Here is a 14,005-nt window from a genome sequence, read left to right as displayed (position 1 = left end):
AGTAATCTTCGGTCAGCAACTGGCCAGAGACATAGAGCGCCACCGAGTCCGGCCCGTGTGCTGCAATGGTTTGCGAAAACCGCGCCGCCACCTCATCCAGCGCAGAGTCCCATGACACCTGCCGCCCCCGGATCATCGGCGCCAGCAGACGCCCCTCGGTCGACAGGGTTTCGCCCAAGGCCGCACCCTTGACGCACAACCGGCCCCGGTTGGCCGGGTGATCGGGGTCGCCCTTGATCTGGACGCTGCCCTTGCCGTCCGGCGTGGCGATCACGCCACAGCCGACGCCGCAATAGGGGCAGGTTGTACGCACCCCGGTCATGCGGCACTGCGCCGGGCAAGGCGGGTTACGTCCAGCAGCACGCGCCCCGCTTCCAGCCGTACCGGATAGGTTTGCACCGCGCCCTCATCCGCGCCCTGCGCCTGCCCGGTGTTCATGTCGAACACCCAGGCGTGCAGCGGGCAGGTCACCGATGTGCCATGCACGATCCCTTCGGACAACGGCCCGCCCTTGTGGGGGCAGCGATCCTCCAGCGCGAACAGCTGATCTTCGGCGGTGCGGAAGACCGCAATACAGCCGATCATGGTTTTCACCACCCGCGCGCCCTGACGCGGAATGTCATCCAAAGCGGCGATGTCCAGAAACGCTGTCATTCTGCGGCCCTCAGGGTCAGGTCGGCAATCGGCGCCCAGTCTGCCGGCGTTGCGGCAAGTTCGGCCCATGGGTCGGTCTGGTAGACCCCTTGCGACAGCATGAAGCGGTCATACAGCGCGCGGCGGTTGGCCGGGTCTTCAACTTGCGCGCGGCACCAGTCGAGGCCCACCCGTGCCACCCATTTGTAGATGCGGTGCAGATAGCGGGCATTCTCGCGGTAGAGCTGGGTAAAGGCGGCGATCACCTCCATCACCTCGGCCTCGGTGGTGACCTTGCACAGGAACTCGGTCTCGCGCACATCCATGCCCGCCGCCCCCGCCACGCTGATCTCATAGCCCGAGTCCACGCAGACCACGCCGATATCCTTGCAGGTGGCTTCCGCGCAGTTGCGCGGGCAGCCCGAGACGGCGAGCTTGAACTTATGCGGGGTCCAGGAGCCCCAGGTCAGCTCCTCGAGCTCGATGCCCATCTTGGTCGAGTCCTGCACGCCGAAGCGGCACCATTGGGACCCCACACAGGTTTTGACCGTGCGCATCGATTTGCCGTAGGCGTGGCCCGAGACGAAACCGGCGTCGGTCAGGTCTTTCCAGATGTGCGGTAACTGCTCTTTGGTCAGACCCAGCAGATCGATGCGTTGGCCGCCCGTGATCTTGACCGAGCGCACGGCATACTTTTCGGCCGCCTCGGCGATGGCACGCAACTGGGCCGGCGAGGTCTCGCCGCCGAAGATGCGCGGGATGACCGAATAGGTCCCGTCCTTCTGGATGTTGGCGTGGACACGCTCGTTGACGAAGCGCGACTGGCTGTCGTCGAGCGCCTCCGTCGGCCAGGTGGAGATGAGGTAGTAATTGAGCGCAGGCCGGCAGACGTGGCAGCCGTCGGGCCGGCGCCAGTCGAGCTTCTCGAAGCAATCGCTCAGACTGGTGAGGTGTTGCTCGCGGATTGCCGCGCGGACCTGATCATGGCTGTAGTCGGTGCATGTGCAAATGGGTTTGGCCTCGGGGGTGGAGTAGTCGCTCCCGAGCGTGCTCGCCAGGATCTGTTCCACCAGACCGGTGCAGGATCCGCACGAGGCCGCCGCCTTGGTGTGCAGCTTGACGTCTTCGAGCGTGAAGAGCCCCTTGCTCGTGATCGCCTTGACGATCTCGCCCTTGCACACCCCGTTGCAGTCGCAGACCTGCATCGCGTCGGTCATGAGCGCGGCCTGGGTTTGACCGCCGTGGCCGGAGTCCCCGAGATGGGCCTGCCCGAACAGCAGATCCTCGCGTATCTCCGAGATGTCGGTCCCTTCGCGCATCAACTGGAAGAACCAGGCCCCGTCGATCGTGTCCCCGTAGAGCACGGCGCCGGCGAGCCGGTTTTCTCGGATCACCAGCTTCTTGTAGATGCCCGCGCCCGGATCCTGGAAGAGGATCTCCTCGCAGCCGTCCCCGCCCTGATACTGACCGGCCGAGAATAGATCGATGCCGGTGACCTTGAGCTTGGTCGAGGTCACGGAGCCCTGGTAGCGCCCGTAGCCGAGCTTGGCCAGATGATTGGCGCAGACCTTGGCCTGCTCGAAGAGCGGCGCGACCAGTCCGTAGCAGTGTCCGCGGTGCTGCACACACTCGCCGATCGCGTAGATGCGCGCGTCGTAGGTCAACATGGTGTCGTCGACCACGATCCCGCGCTCGCAATGGATCCCGGCGCTTTGGGCGAGCGCCATGTTCGGCCGGATGCCGACCGCCATCACCACCAGATCGGTCGCGATCTCGCTGCCGTCGGCGAAGCGCACCGACTCGACCCGGTCGCGACCCTGGATCGCCGCGGTTTGGGCCTCCATGAGAAAGGTCAGGCCGCGTTTCTCCAACGATGCCTTGAGGAGCGCCGCGGCGGGCTTGTCGAGCTGACGTTCCATCAGGGTGTCGAGCAGGTGCACGACGGTCACCTCCATGCCCTGCTGCTGCAAGCCATAGGCGGCCTCCAGCCCGAGCAGTCCGCCGCCGATGACGATGGCGCGCTTGAATCCGCGTGCGGTCTCGATCATCGCCTCGACATCCGCGATGTCGCGGTAGCCCAGCACGCCGGGCAGATCCGCCCCCGGCACCGGGATGATGAAGGGGTTGGACCCGGTGGCCAGGATCAGCCGGTCGTAAGGCACCTCCAGACCGGAGCGGCTGCGCACCAGTCGCTTGCGGCGGTCGATGTGCTCGACCGGATCGCCGGTGTGCAGTGTGATCCCATGCTCCGCGTACCAGTCGCGGCTGTTTAAGATGATCTCGTCGATCGTCTTCTCCCCGGAGAGCACCGGCGAGAGGAGGATGCGGTTGTAGTTCGGATGCGGCTCGGCGCCGAAGACCGTGATCTCGTAGAGGTCCGGCTCCAGCTTCAGCAGCTCCTCGATGGTGCGCATCCCGGCCATGCCGTTGCCTACCAGGACCAAGCGTTCTTTGTTCATTGTGTTTGGTTCTCCGCGTTCGGAATGCGTGTGTCGGGGCATGTAGCCGCCGCTCTCAGACCGTCGCCGTCTTAGCTGGCCCGCTGTTGGTTGCCGCAAGCGCATCCAGCGAGCAGGCCCGGTGCTGGACATCGAAACCGGCGATGTACCCGACCGGGTCGGTAGGATCGAAGGTCGATCCGTCGAAGAAGCGATCCGGCCCCATCGCCAGCGGCGTGCTTGCCTCTTCGAGCATCCAGCCGCGGGCATGCAGACCCTCGCGCTTGTGGTCGATCGCGGGCGATGCCAGACCCAGTGCATCGGCCGCCTCCCGATAGAGATCCGGTCGATAGACCTCGGCGGCCACGGCGACCAGATCGATCGGTTTCTCGATCTGGCCCCAACGCACCATCTGGGTCAGGAACCAGAGCGCGTGGGAGCGCCAGGGATAGGTCGCCGCGAAGCGGAAGAAGACGTTGAAATCGGGCATCGCGACCGGCGGCTCGTCGAGCGCATAGCGGAAGGTGCCGGTCATGGACTGACGCACGATCTCGACCGGCGCGTTGATGTAGCGGCTCGGCGCGATCAGCTCGGCGACGCTCGGGCGATTTTCGGGCGCATCGGTCCAGCGCGCCGCGTCCAACAGGGCCATGAGCAGGGCACGGTGTGTATTCGGATACTGTTCGGCCCACTCCAGATTGACCCCGAAGACCTTCTCGGGATTGTTGTTCCAGAGCTCGTAGTTGGTGATGAGCACTCGCCCCAGACCCTCCGCGACGGCGACCGAATTCCAGGGCTCGCCGACACAGAAGCCGTCGATGTTGCCTGCGCGCAGCTGGGTGACCATCTGCGGCGGCGGAACCACCAGCAGCCGCACGTCGGTATCCGGATCGATGCCGGCCGCGCCCATCCAATAGCGCAGCTCGTAGGCGTGGGTCGAGACCGGGAAGACCACCGCGAAGGTCAGCGGCTTGCCGCCTTGTGCGCGCCGTTCCTCGATCACCTGCCTCAAGGCCACCGCGGAGTAGGGCCGGTGGTTCATGGCGCCCGGATCCAGCTCGCGCATCCGCTCGTAGAGTGCCTGCGAGACCGTGATGGCGTTGCCGTTCAGATCCAGGCTCAGCGCCGTGATGGTCGGCTTTTCGACCGGACCGATGCCGAGCGTGCTCGCGATCGGCATGGGCGCGAGCATATGGGCGCCGTCCAGGATGCCGATGCTGACCTTGTCGCGGACATTGGCCCAGGAGGTCTCCTTGGAGAGCTCCACGTCCAGGCCGTACTTCTCGAAGAAGTCGCGCTCTTTGGCGATGACCAAGGGCGCACAGTCCGTCAGCGGGATAAAGCCAAGCGTCAGGCGCGTCTTTTCCAGTCCGTCGTGTCCGCCGGCGTGGGCGCTGCGTCGGAGCCAGTTGGGGATGATGCTCATGTGGGTGCTCCGGGAGGGTTCGGGGTTCGGGGTTCGGGGTTCAGCGGATCCTGCAGGAGGGATTGAGCCTCGAAGGCTGCAATTGGCCGCTAGCCGACAAGTCGCCGTCACCCGGCACATCGCACAAAAAAAGCCGCAGGCTGATAGCTGATAGCTGACAGCTGACAGCTGACAGCTGAACCCTCCCCCTCAACCATTCGCCGCGAGACGCAGCGTCGGGCGCTCGCGCGCCGGCCGGGCGGACTGCGCCACCACGGGTGCGTGGCGTTCGTGGAGGAACTTCACCACCTCGGCGCGGTAGTGGTGATAGGTCGGATCCTCCGCGAGTGCGAGCCTGTCGCGGGGGCGCAGCAGATCGACATCCAGGATCCGCCCGACGGTCGCGGAGGGTCCATTGGTCATCATCACGATGCGGTCCGAGAGCAGCACGGCCTCGTCCACGTCATGCGTGATGAGGATGACGGTGTTGTTGAGCCGGGCCTGAATCTCCAGCAGCGAGTCCTGCATGTGCGTGCGGGTGAGCGAGTCCAACGCGCCGAAAGGCTCGTCCATCAATAGGACCTTGGGCTCCATGGCCAGGGCGCGGGCGATCCCGACGCGCTGTTTCATCCCGCCCGAGATCTCCGAAGGGCGGCGCTCCAGCGCATGGCCCATGTGCACCAGATCCAGGTTGTGCAGGGTCCACTCATGCCGCTCCTTGCGGGTCTTGCGGCGACCGAAGACCTGGTCGACGGCCAGGCGGACGTTGTCGTAGACGCTCAGCCAGGGCAGCAGGGAGTGCTGTTGAAAGACGACGGCGCGGTCCGGCCCAGGTGACTTCACCTCGCGCTCTTCAAGCAGCACGCCGCCCGTGCTCGCTTCGAGCAGCCCGGCGACGATGTTCAGCACTGTCGATTTGCCGCAGCCCGAATGGCCGATGAGCGAGACGACCTCGCCCTGGGCGATGTCGAGCTTGATGTCCTTCAGGACCTCGAGCGGCCCCTTCGGTGTCGGGAAGGTGATCCCGACCCGATCGATGCTCAGATAGGCAGGCATGGCTTGGTTCCTCGTGCGACGGTCATGGGGTCGGAGCAATCGGCAGGGCGCCTCATCGCAGCACCGCCGTCTTGTCCCAGGAGACGCGGCGCTGGAGCATGAGCATGCCGCGGTCGAGCGCGAAGCCGATGAAGCCGATCACGAACACGGCAACCATGATCCGCGCCAGCGAGTTGGAGCTGCCGTTCTGGAACTCGTCCCAGACGAATTTTCCGAGACCGGGGTTTTGGGCCAGCATCTCCGCGGCGATCAGCACCATCCAGCCGATCCCGAGACTCAGCCGCAGACCCGTGAAGATCATCGGCAAGGCCGAGGGCAGGATGATCTTGACCGTCTGCTTGAACCAGGACAGACGCAGGACGCGGCTGACGTTCATCAGGTCACGATCGACCGTGGCGACCCCGACGGTCGTGTTGATCACCGTGGGCCACAGACAGCACAGCGTCACCGTCATCGCCGAGATGATGAATGACTTGGACATGAGCGGGTCATCGCTCACATAGACGGCGCTGACGATGATGGTCACCAGCGGCAGCCAGGCGAGCGGCGAGACCGGTTTGAAGATTTGGATCAAAGGGTTCATTGCCGCATAGACGGCCGCGCTCATCCCGCAGAGGATGCCGAGCGGGATCGCAATCAAGGACGCAAGCAGGAAGCCGACCATGACCGTCACCAGGCTGGTCCAAATCTGGCTGACGAAGGTCGGCGCACCCGTGTAGCTGCGGGCGCGAATCTTGGCGATCTCCTCCTCGGAGGCACCGCTCGCGACCGCACGCTCGACGCGCTGCTCGATGCGTTCGTTGAAGGCGGCCTCGCGGGCGTGCTCCTCGCGGTGCTCGTCCCAGAGCGCGACGGATTGGGACCAGACCTGGGTCGGCCCGGGCAACTGGCCGAGCGAGGTCTGGATCTGGGAGGCCGCGGCGGCCCAGAGCATCAGAAAGAGGCCGATCCCGACCAAGGACAGCAGCAGGTGTTGGATCAAGCCCCCGGCGGCGCGCTCGGCGCCGTCCCCGGCGAGCCAGTCCATGGCGCGGGCCAGCCAGGGCAGGTCATAGGTCTTCGCGGTGACGTCGATGTTCGACATGGTCTTCTCCGAAATCGATGGGCTCGCGTCCGGCTCGGGTCTCCCCCGACGCCGGACGCTCGGAGCCATGTGTTACAACTGCGTGTCGCCCTTCAGCCCGATCGAGAACTGCTCCAGATAGGCGTTTGGCCGGGTGCCGTCGTAGTCGATGCCGTCGATGAATCCGGTCTGCGTCGGTTTGAATCCGGTTTCCGCGTCGAAGTCCGGGAAATCGGACGCCTCCATCAAGCCGTCGGCGATCAGCGACTCCGCCGCGCGGCGGTAGAGATCGGGCCGATAGACCTGTTTGGCGGTCGCCATGTACCAGTCGTCGGATTTGGGCTCGGCGATCTGACCCCAACGGCGCATCTGGGTGAGATACCAGACGGCATCCGAGTAGTAGGGGTAGCTCGCGTTGTGGCGGAAAAAGACATTGAAGTCCGGGACCTCGCGCCTGTCGCCCTTCTCGTACTCGAAGGTGCCGGTCATGGATGCGGCGATGACCGCCTCGTCTGCGCCCACGTAATTCGGCCGCGACAGGATCTTGACCGCCTCGGCCCGGTTGGCGTTGTCGTTCTCGTCGAGCCACTTGGCCGCCCGAAGCATCGCCTTGACGATCCGCACCGCCGTGTTTGGATTGGCCTCTACGAACCCGGCGGTCATGCCGAACACCTTCTCGGGGTTGTATGGCCAGATCTCGTGGTCCGTGATCACGGGGACGCCGATGCCCATGAAGACCGCCTGCTGGTTCCAGGGCTCGCCGACGCAGTAGCCGTCGATGGTTCCGGACTCCATGGTGGCGGGCATCTGCGGGGGCGGAGTGACCGACAGCAGCACATCGGCGTCGATCTGCCCGTCGGTGTCGTTCTTATGCGGAGCGTAGTAGCCGGGATGCAGCCCGCCGGCGGCGAGCCAGTAGCGCAGCTCGTAGTTGTGCGTCGAGACCGGGAAGACCATGCCCATCTTGAAGGGCTTGCCCGCAGCCCTGAAGCTCTCCACGACCGGCTTGAGCGCATCGGCCTTGATCGGATGCTCGGGACGGCCGTCGGCCATCTTCGGCACGTGCGGCTTCATCTGCTCCCACACCGCGTTCGAGACGGTGATGGCGTTGCCGTTGAGATCCATGCTGAGCGGGGTAACGATCGCCGCCTCGGTCCCGAAGCCGATGGTCGCGGCCAAGGGCTGGCCGGCCAGCATGTGGGCCCCGTCGAGCTGGCCGTCGATGACGCGGTCCAGCAGCACCTTCCAGTTCGCCTGAGCCTCCAGCGTGACGAAGAGGTCTTCGTCCTCGAAGAAGCCCTTCTCGTAGGCGATGGCGAGCGGCGCCATGTCGGTGAGCTTGATGAAGCCGAGCTTAAGATCCTCTTTCTCGGGCGGGCCGAGCGGCTCCGCCGAGGTGCCGGCCGCAAGGCTCAGCATGAGCGCGGCGATACCGGCCGCGGCAAGGCGCGCCGGCGGGGCGCTTCGGGTCGGATGTTCGGGTCTGTCTTGATCGCGCATGGTGACCTCTGTCGATAGCACTACATGAAACGGAAATCCGAAAACGAAAAAAGGCGTCCACCAAGCAACGCTGCGCGTTACACGATGGACGCCTTTGTCCGTTGGCATGGCCGCCATGACCAGGCCGAAACTGTTTTTGGATCCGAGGACCGGGTGATGCGACCACACATGGGCCGACCTGGTCATCGTGGGGACGCCGCTCTCTCCGATAGTCTCGGAGGGACGTCTTCCGTCTGGATCACACTCTTCCGATCAGCCCGCCGTTGGACGATCGATGACGAAACCTAAGCAGAATCGATGCCAGAAACCCTTCAACCGGTTGCGCATCTCGATCGAAAAGCGCTACTTCCTTGATTCTAAAAAGGCGTTTTGCCGGCATCCGAGAGCGATGTGGTCGACACCGGCGACGTAACCGACTCGCGCTGCCGTGCCGACCCGCCCACCCTTGGTGCGCAGTGGCCTCCCATGCACCAAGACGAACGACTCAAACCGAGTCTCTAGACATCTCTGCGGTGCGTCGCTTACAGATTCAAATTCTTATCAATTACTTAAACCGCGCCGACTCCAACGGTCGTCAAGTCAGCCGAGACCGCTTTCGTCCACGAACATCACATATCCCGCCGGGCGCGGTTTAAGGCGCAAAGAACTCGGACGCCGAAATCACGCTCTCGGCAATCTCGGCCAACCTCTTGTTCTTCCGCATCGCCAAGCGGCGCATCGCCTGGAAGGCCGCGTCCTCGGACAATCCCTGCTGCGTCATGATGATCCCCTTGGCGCGCTCGATCAGTTTGCGCTCGGCCAGCTTGCTGCGAGTCTCCAGAAGCTCCTTCTCCAACGCCTGAAACTGGCTGAAGCGCGCCATCGCCGCCTCGACGATCGGACGGACACGCCGCCGCTCGATCCCGTCGACGATGTAGGCGCTCACGCCTGCCTCGATCGCGCGGCGGATGCTCTCGTTGGCGTCGTCCTGGGTGAACATCACCATGGGGCGGGGCTGATGTGCCTGAACGGTGCGCAGGTTCTCCAGCGTATCCCGGCTCGGCGAGTCGATATCGATCAGCACCACGTCCGGCGCAAAACGCACCACCGCGCTCAAGAGGCCATCGTCCGGGTCGACACAGGCCACCACGTCGAAACCCTCCGCACTCAAGGCCGGCCCGAGCACCTCGCGCCGGTCCGGGCGGGCGTCCACAAGCATGATTCGGATCGACATCGGGGACTACTCCGAGAGAGAACCAACGATCGGCGAACGGTTGGCTGAACAGCACACTACAGCAAACAACGCGCCAGATTGGTCCAGGCTGCATTGTCCTCTATGGATTCCCCGCCCCGACGAACGATGTCGACCGACAGGCATAACTCGCGCGGTGTGTTCTGGCCCCACTTCCGGACGCTCGAATCATTCACTCGTGATTCTTGATCGGAATCAAGGTTCCTCGATAGCTGCGGCGCTAGCGTTCGGCGTGATTGAGCCGACGTCGTCCATCAGGCCGGCCCGCCTAGGGTGGGCGCGCGAGAGCAAAGTCCACCCGACCACTAGGATCGGCCATGCGGCCGGGTTTAGGCGCAAAGCCACAAGCCCCAACCCAGCCCGGAGACCCACCGATGAATATCTCAGGAATCCTGGTCGTCGTCCCGCCCGCCCGAATCGAAGACGCCACGCGCGAGCTCAACGCGCTGCCGGGTGTGGAGGTTCACCACACCGAGCCTTCGACCGGGCGGATCGTGGTCGTGCAGGAGGCCGAGACGGTCGAGCAGGAGATCGCAGCACTCTCTCGCATCAAGGCGTTGTCCGGCGTGATGCTCGCCGAGATGGTCTACCACGTCTTCGACGAAACACCCCCCGAATGGGATGCGATCCCCGCCGAAATGGCCGCGTCATAGGCTACACACTCGCCCGACCCGCGCGGGCGAGCGCTCAAAAAATACAACGAGATCGAGGAGGAATCATGGAGCTCAGTCGCCGCAACTTTCTGAAGTCGGGCGTCGCCGCCGCGACAGCCATGGCCGTCGGAATCCCCGTGAGCCGTATCGCCAGCGCGGCGGCGGCCGAGACCGAGCAAGATTGGCGATGGGATAAAGGCGTCTGCCGCTTCTGCGGCGTGGGCTGCGGGATCATGATCGCGACCCAAGACGGCAAGATCGTCGCGACCAAGGGTGATCCCGACGCCCCGGTCAACCGCGGTCTGAACTGCGTGAAGGGCTATTTCAACAGCAAGATCCTCTACGGCAAGGATCGCCTGACGCAGCCCTTGATGCGGATGACCGACGGGCGATTCGACAAGCAGGGCAAGTTCACCCCGGTGACCTGGGATCAGGCCTTCGACGAGATGGCGATCCAGTTCAAGAAAGCCTACGAAGAAAAAGGACCGACCGGGATCGGCGTCATCGGCTCCGGCCAATGGCTGATCCAGGAAGGCTATGCGATGACCAAGCTGATGAAGGCCGGTTTTCGCAGCAACAACATCGATCCCAATGCGCGCAATTGCATGGCCTCGGCCGTGGCTGCATTCATGCAGGTCTTCGGCATCGACGAGCCGCCCGGCAACTACGACGACATCGAATACACGGATACGGTCGTCGCTTGGGGCGCGAATATGGCCGAGGCCCATCCGGTGCTCTGGCAGCGTGTCATCGACCGTCGTCTCGGCCATTCGGACATGAAGATCGTCAACATCACGACCCTGCGAAACATGACCTCCGAAGGATCGGATCTGGAGATCATCATCAAGCCGAATACCGACATGGCGCTGCTCAATTATCTGGCGCGCGAGATCATCCAGCGCGATGCCGTGAATCAAGCCTTCGTCGATGCCCATTGTGTCTTCTGCGCCGGCCCGACCGATATCGGTTACGGGATGCGTGCGACCGACAAATTCGCGTTCGCAGCCGAGAAGGATATCCAGGCGCGCGAGGTCGAGGTGACCCTGACGCGGGACGAGGCGATCGGGCTCGGACTGGATCCCGAGCAGGTTCACACCATCAAGCAGGCCAATGCGGCCACAGCCGATCGACACTGGCTGGTCGGTTTCGAGGACTTCAAGGCCGGGGTTGCGCCCTACACGCTGGATTTCGTCGCCGAGCTGGCCAAGGGCGATGCCGAGGAGTCCTTGGATGCCTTCAAGGCCAAGCTCGTGCGTCTGGCGGATCTCTACGCCGACCCGAAGCGCAAGCTGGTCAGTTTCTGGACCATGGGCTTCAACCAGCATGTGCGCGGGACCTGGGTCAACGAGCAGATCTACAGCGTGCATCTCCTGTTGGGAAAGATCGCCGAGCCCGGCAACAGCCCCTTCTCCCTGACCGGCCAGCCCTCCGCCTGCGGGACCGCACGCGAGGTCGGCACCTTCAGTCACCGTCTGCCGGCCGACATGGTCGTCAACATCGCCAAGCATCGGGATATCACCGAGCAGACCTGGAAGCTGCCGCCCAAGACGCTCAATCCCAAGGTCGGGAGTCACATCACCAAGATCATGCGTGACTTGGAAGACGGGTCCATCTCCTGGGTCTGGGTGCAGGTCAATAACCCCTTCCAGCATGTCGCCAATGCCAACCATTGGCTGAAGGCGGCACGCGAGAACGACAACTTCATCGTGGTCTCCGACGCCTATCCGAGCATCTCGGCCAAGGTGGCCGATCTGATCCTGCCCGTCGCCATGATCTTCGAGAAATGGGGCGGCTACGGGAATGCCGAGCGGCGTACCCAGCTCTGGCGCGAGCAGGTTCCACCGCCGGGAGAGGCACGCAGCGATCTGTGGCAGATCCTGGAATTCTCCAAGCGCATCACCCTGGCGGAGGTCTGGAAGGAGCAGGCCATTCCGGGTCTCAAGGACGAGGGATTCGAAGAGGGAAAACTCCCCGATGTGATGGCCGCCGCACAGGAGATGGGCTACACACCCCAGATGACCCTCTACGAGGCGCTCTTCGAGACACCGCAGAACAAGGCGTTCGCCTGGCCCGATCCGGTTGCCAAGGGGCACGACAATCACACCGTCAAGCAGCTCGGTGTCGATTGGTTTGTCGAGAAGGCGCTCTTCGAGGAATACGCCGGCTTCGGACGCGGTCATCATCATGACCTCGCCCCTTTCGATGTCTATTATCAAGACGACGTGCGCGGTCTGCGCTGGCCGGTGGTCGATGGTAAAGAGACGCCGTGGCGCTTCAACGCCAAATACGATCCCTACGTGAAGAACGGCGAGATCGAGTTCTACGGCGGTGCCATGAAGGAATTGGTGACCGGCAATCTGAACGGTCCTACGACCGAGGAGAAGACCAAATTCCCCGGCAAGGCGAAGATCTTTTTCAGACCGTACGCCGCACCGGTCGAGTCGCCCGACGGGAACTACGACCTCTGGCTCTGCACCGGGCGGTTGCTCGAGCACTGGCATACCGGCACCATGACACGACGTGTTCCCGAGCTGCACCGGGCCATGCCGTCGGCAGTGCTGGACATGAACGAGAAGGATGCCGAGGAGCGTGGTCTCAAACGTCAGGATGCGGTCTGGATCGAATCGCGACGCGGCAAGATCAAGGCGGTGATCGAAACGACGGGCCGTAATCGTCCGCCGCGTGGCTATAGCTTTATGGCCTTTTTCGACGAGTCGGTGTTCGTCAATAAGCTCTGCATCGACGCCACCTGTCCGATCTCCAAGGAGGAGGATTTCAAAAAGACCGCGATCAAGATCTACAAGGTGTAGCGCACCCTCATCGGCGTCATCGACAGTGCCCGGATGTGTCGCATGCATCCGGACGAGCCGAGTGTTTTCATCATGTCCGGCGACTCAGCGATCATGACAACGCGGCGCGGTTTCATACAGAAGACTATTCAGGGTGCGGCCGTTGCGACCAGCGGCGGCATGCTCTGGTCGTATCTCGTTATTCAGAACGCGCGGGCCGAGCCCTTAGCCCTGCGCCCGCCCGGTGCACTCGCGGATGCGCACTTCAATGCGCTCTGCATCAAATGCGGACGTTGCGTTGTCGCCTGTCCCTACGACACCTTGACACTGGCCGCTTTAGCCGATCGTGCCCCGCTCGGCACCCCCTATTTCGAGCCGCGTAAGATCCCCTGCTATCTTTGCCACGACATCCCCTGCAAGGCCGCCTGTCCGACCGGCGCGTTGTCCCCGACACTTGACGATGTCATGGACTCGCGGATGGGTCTCGCCTTCATCGACACCGAGCATTGTCTCTCCTGGCGGGGCCTGCGTTGCGAGATCTGCTATCGGGTCTGCCCGCTTCGGGACAAGGCGATTCGAGTCGAAACACGACGGCGTGAATTGAGCAAACACGCCATGCTCCTACCGATCGTCGTCAGTGACGGCTGCACGGGTTGCGGCATCTGCGAGAATGCGTGTCCGACCGAGATCGCGGCCATCAAGGTACTCCCCGCCGAATTGATTCAAGGCAAGATCGGCGACCATTTCAGGATGGGCTGGAAAAAAGCAGACGGCGCGACGCCCGACTCGGGACCAGGCGACACCTGGAAGGGACAACCGGATGCCGCACCGGCGCAGGGTCAGGCGCCTGGTTTGGATTATCTGAACGAGCCGGGGTATTAGATGGCGAGGAATCGGCAGCCAACGCCGACCTTGCTCGTCACTGCGGCAATCGTGGCGCATGGCGCGGAGCGCCACGGGGCATGCGTGACACCGCAGAGCGGGTGTCACGAGCTACTGAAGGGCCGGCGCAGAGCGCGGTGGACTTCGCTCGCGCATGTCCATCCTGCCGGCCGGTCTTTCAAACAATGCAGTAAGACGCGTGACCTGATTCGCCGAGTCGCGTCTACTCGTGATACCGCTCCGGCGGTGTCATGCATCTCCTGGCGCTCCGCGCCACGCCTCGGTTCGGCAACCCGATGAATAGGTCAACGTCAACTCGACTCTGGAACTGGGGTGCGACCGAAACTGATGCGCG

Annotated in this window: 11 protein-coding genes; 3 read left to right on the top strand and 8 right to left on the bottom strand. The window is 63.6% G+C overall.

Going from position 1 to position 14,005, the window contains the following annotated elements; genetic code table 11:
• The 8 genes from B4N44_RS08620 to B4N44_RS08585 form a co-directional block, all read right to left on the bottom strand.
• Positions 1 to 322, bottom strand: a 322-nt coding sequence (locus tag B4N44_RS08620) for a molybdopterin-dependent oxidoreductase (RefSeq protein ID WP_296699416.1), incomplete at its 3' end; no start/stop codon positions are given.
• Positions 319 to 654 carry a nitrite reductase small subunit NirD gene (gene nirD, locus B4N44_RS08615; RefSeq protein WP_118155858.1) on the bottom strand — a complete coding sequence of 112 codons (336 nt, stop codon included), beginning with the start codon at positions 652 to 654 and terminating at the stop codon, positions 319 to 321. The genes B4N44_RS08620 and nirD, both read right to left, overlap by 4 nt.
• Positions 651 to 3,092 (bottom strand): nitrite reductase large subunit NirB, encoded by a 2,442-nt coding sequence (gene nirB, locus B4N44_RS08610; RefSeq protein WP_296699407.1) that lies wholly within the window; start codon positions 3,090 to 3,092, stop codon positions 651 to 653. The genes nirD and nirB overlap by 4 nt, the downstream gene beginning before the upstream one ends.
• A 55-nt stretch (positions 3,093 to 3,147) precedes the next feature.
• On the bottom strand, positions 3,148 to 4,497 hold the full coding sequence (locus B4N44_RS08605) for a CmpA/NrtA family ABC transporter substrate-binding protein (RefSeq protein ID WP_296699404.1): 1,350 nt from the start codon (positions 4,495 to 4,497) through the stop codon (positions 3,148 to 3,150).
• Positions 4,498 to 4,686: 189 nt separating this feature from the next.
• Positions 4,687 to 5,532, bottom strand: coding sequence for an ABC transporter ATP-binding protein (locus B4N44_RS08600; RefSeq protein ID WP_296699401.1), 846 nt, complete (start codon positions 5,530 to 5,532; stop codon positions 4,687 to 4,689).
• 52 nt (positions 5,533 to 5,584) lie between these two features.
• Positions 5,585 to 6,616, bottom strand: a complete 1,032-nt coding sequence (locus tag B4N44_RS08595) for an ABC transporter permease (protein WP_296699399.1) — start codon at positions 6,614 to 6,616, stop codon at positions 5,585 to 5,587.
• Between the two features lie 72 nt (positions 6,617 to 6,688).
• Positions 6,689 to 8,095 (bottom strand): CmpA/NrtA family ABC transporter substrate-binding protein, encoded by a 1,407-nt coding sequence (locus B4N44_RS08590; protein ID WP_296699397.1) that lies wholly within the window; start codon positions 8,093 to 8,095, stop codon positions 6,689 to 6,691.
• Positions 8,096 to 8,726: 631 nt separating this feature from the next.
• A complete protein-coding gene (locus tag B4N44_RS08585; RefSeq protein WP_296699394.1) occupies positions 8,727 to 9,308 on the bottom strand; it encodes an ANTAR domain-containing response regulator in 582 nt (193 codons plus the stop codon).
• Positions 9,309 to 9,700: 392 nt separating this feature from the next.
• Here B4N44_RS08585 and B4N44_RS08580 point away from each other — a divergent pair, with 392 nt between their 5' ends.
• The 3 genes from B4N44_RS08580 (at position 9,701) to napG (ending at position 13,650) form a co-directional block, all read left to right on the top strand.
• The gene (locus B4N44_RS08580; RefSeq protein WP_296699390.1) at positions 9,701 to 9,979 is read left to right on the top strand and encodes a chaperone NapD; all 279 of its coding nucleotides are present in this window, start codon (positions 9,701 to 9,703) and stop codon (positions 9,977 to 9,979) included.
• Between the two features lie 65 nt (positions 9,980 to 10,044).
• Positions 10,045 to 12,789 carry a nitrate reductase catalytic subunit NapA gene (gene napA, locus B4N44_RS08575; protein ID WP_296699387.1) on the top strand — a complete coding sequence of 915 codons (2,745 nt, stop codon included), beginning with the start codon at positions 10,045 to 10,047 and terminating at the stop codon, positions 12,787 to 12,789.
• Positions 12,790 to 12,861: 72 nt separating this feature from the next.
• Positions 12,862 to 13,650 (top strand): ferredoxin-type protein NapG, encoded by a 789-nt coding sequence (napG, locus tag B4N44_RS08570; RefSeq protein WP_296699384.1) that lies wholly within the window; start codon positions 12,862 to 12,864, stop codon positions 13,648 to 13,650.
• Positions 13,651 to 14,005 lie beyond the last annotated feature (355 nt).

Source organism: Thiocapsa sp. UBA6158 (assembly GCF_002423035.1).
Lineage (GTDB): Bacteria > Pseudomonadota > Gammaproteobacteria > Chromatiales > Chromatiaceae > Thiocapsa.
This window is presented reverse-complemented; position numbering and strand designations above follow the sequence as displayed.

Bases quoted from the DNA above. Each gene is read 5' to 3' on its own strand.
- nirB (WP_296699407.1), bottom strand. From the start codon at position 3,092: ATGAACAAAGAACGCTTGGTCCTGGTAGGCAACGGCATGGCCGGGATG.
- B4N44_RS08585 (WP_296699394.1), bottom strand. From the start codon at position 9,308: ATGTCGATCCGAATCATGCTTGTGGACGCCCGCCCGGACCGGCGCGAG.
- B4N44_RS08580 (WP_296699390.1), top strand. From the start codon at position 9,701: ATGAATATCTCAGGAATCCTGGTCGTCGTCCCGCCCGCCCGAATCGAA.
- napA (WP_296699387.1), top strand. From the start codon at position 10,045: ATGGAGCTCAGTCGCCGCAACTTTCTGAAGTCGGGCGTCGCCGCCGCG.
- B4N44_RS08590 (WP_296699397.1), bottom strand. From the start codon at position 8,095: ATGCGCGATCAAGACAGACCCGAACATCCGACCCGAAGCGCCCCGCCG.
- B4N44_RS08605 (WP_296699404.1), bottom strand. From the start codon at position 4,497: ATGAGCATCATCCCCAACTGGCTCCGACGCAGCGCCCACGCCGGCGGA.
- napG (WP_296699384.1), top strand. From the start codon at position 12,862: ATGTCCGGCGACTCAGCGATCATGACAACGCGGCGCGGTTTCATACAG.
- nirD (WP_118155858.1), bottom strand. From the start codon at position 654: ATGACAGCGTTTCTGGACATCGCCGCTTTGGATGACATTCCGCGTCAG.
- B4N44_RS08600 (WP_296699401.1), bottom strand. From the start codon at position 5,532: ATGCCTGCCTATCTGAGCATCGATCGGGTCGGGATCACCTTCCCGACA.
- B4N44_RS08595 (WP_296699399.1), bottom strand. From the start codon at position 6,616: ATGTCGAACATCGACGTCACCGCGAAGACCTATGACCTGCCCTGGCTG.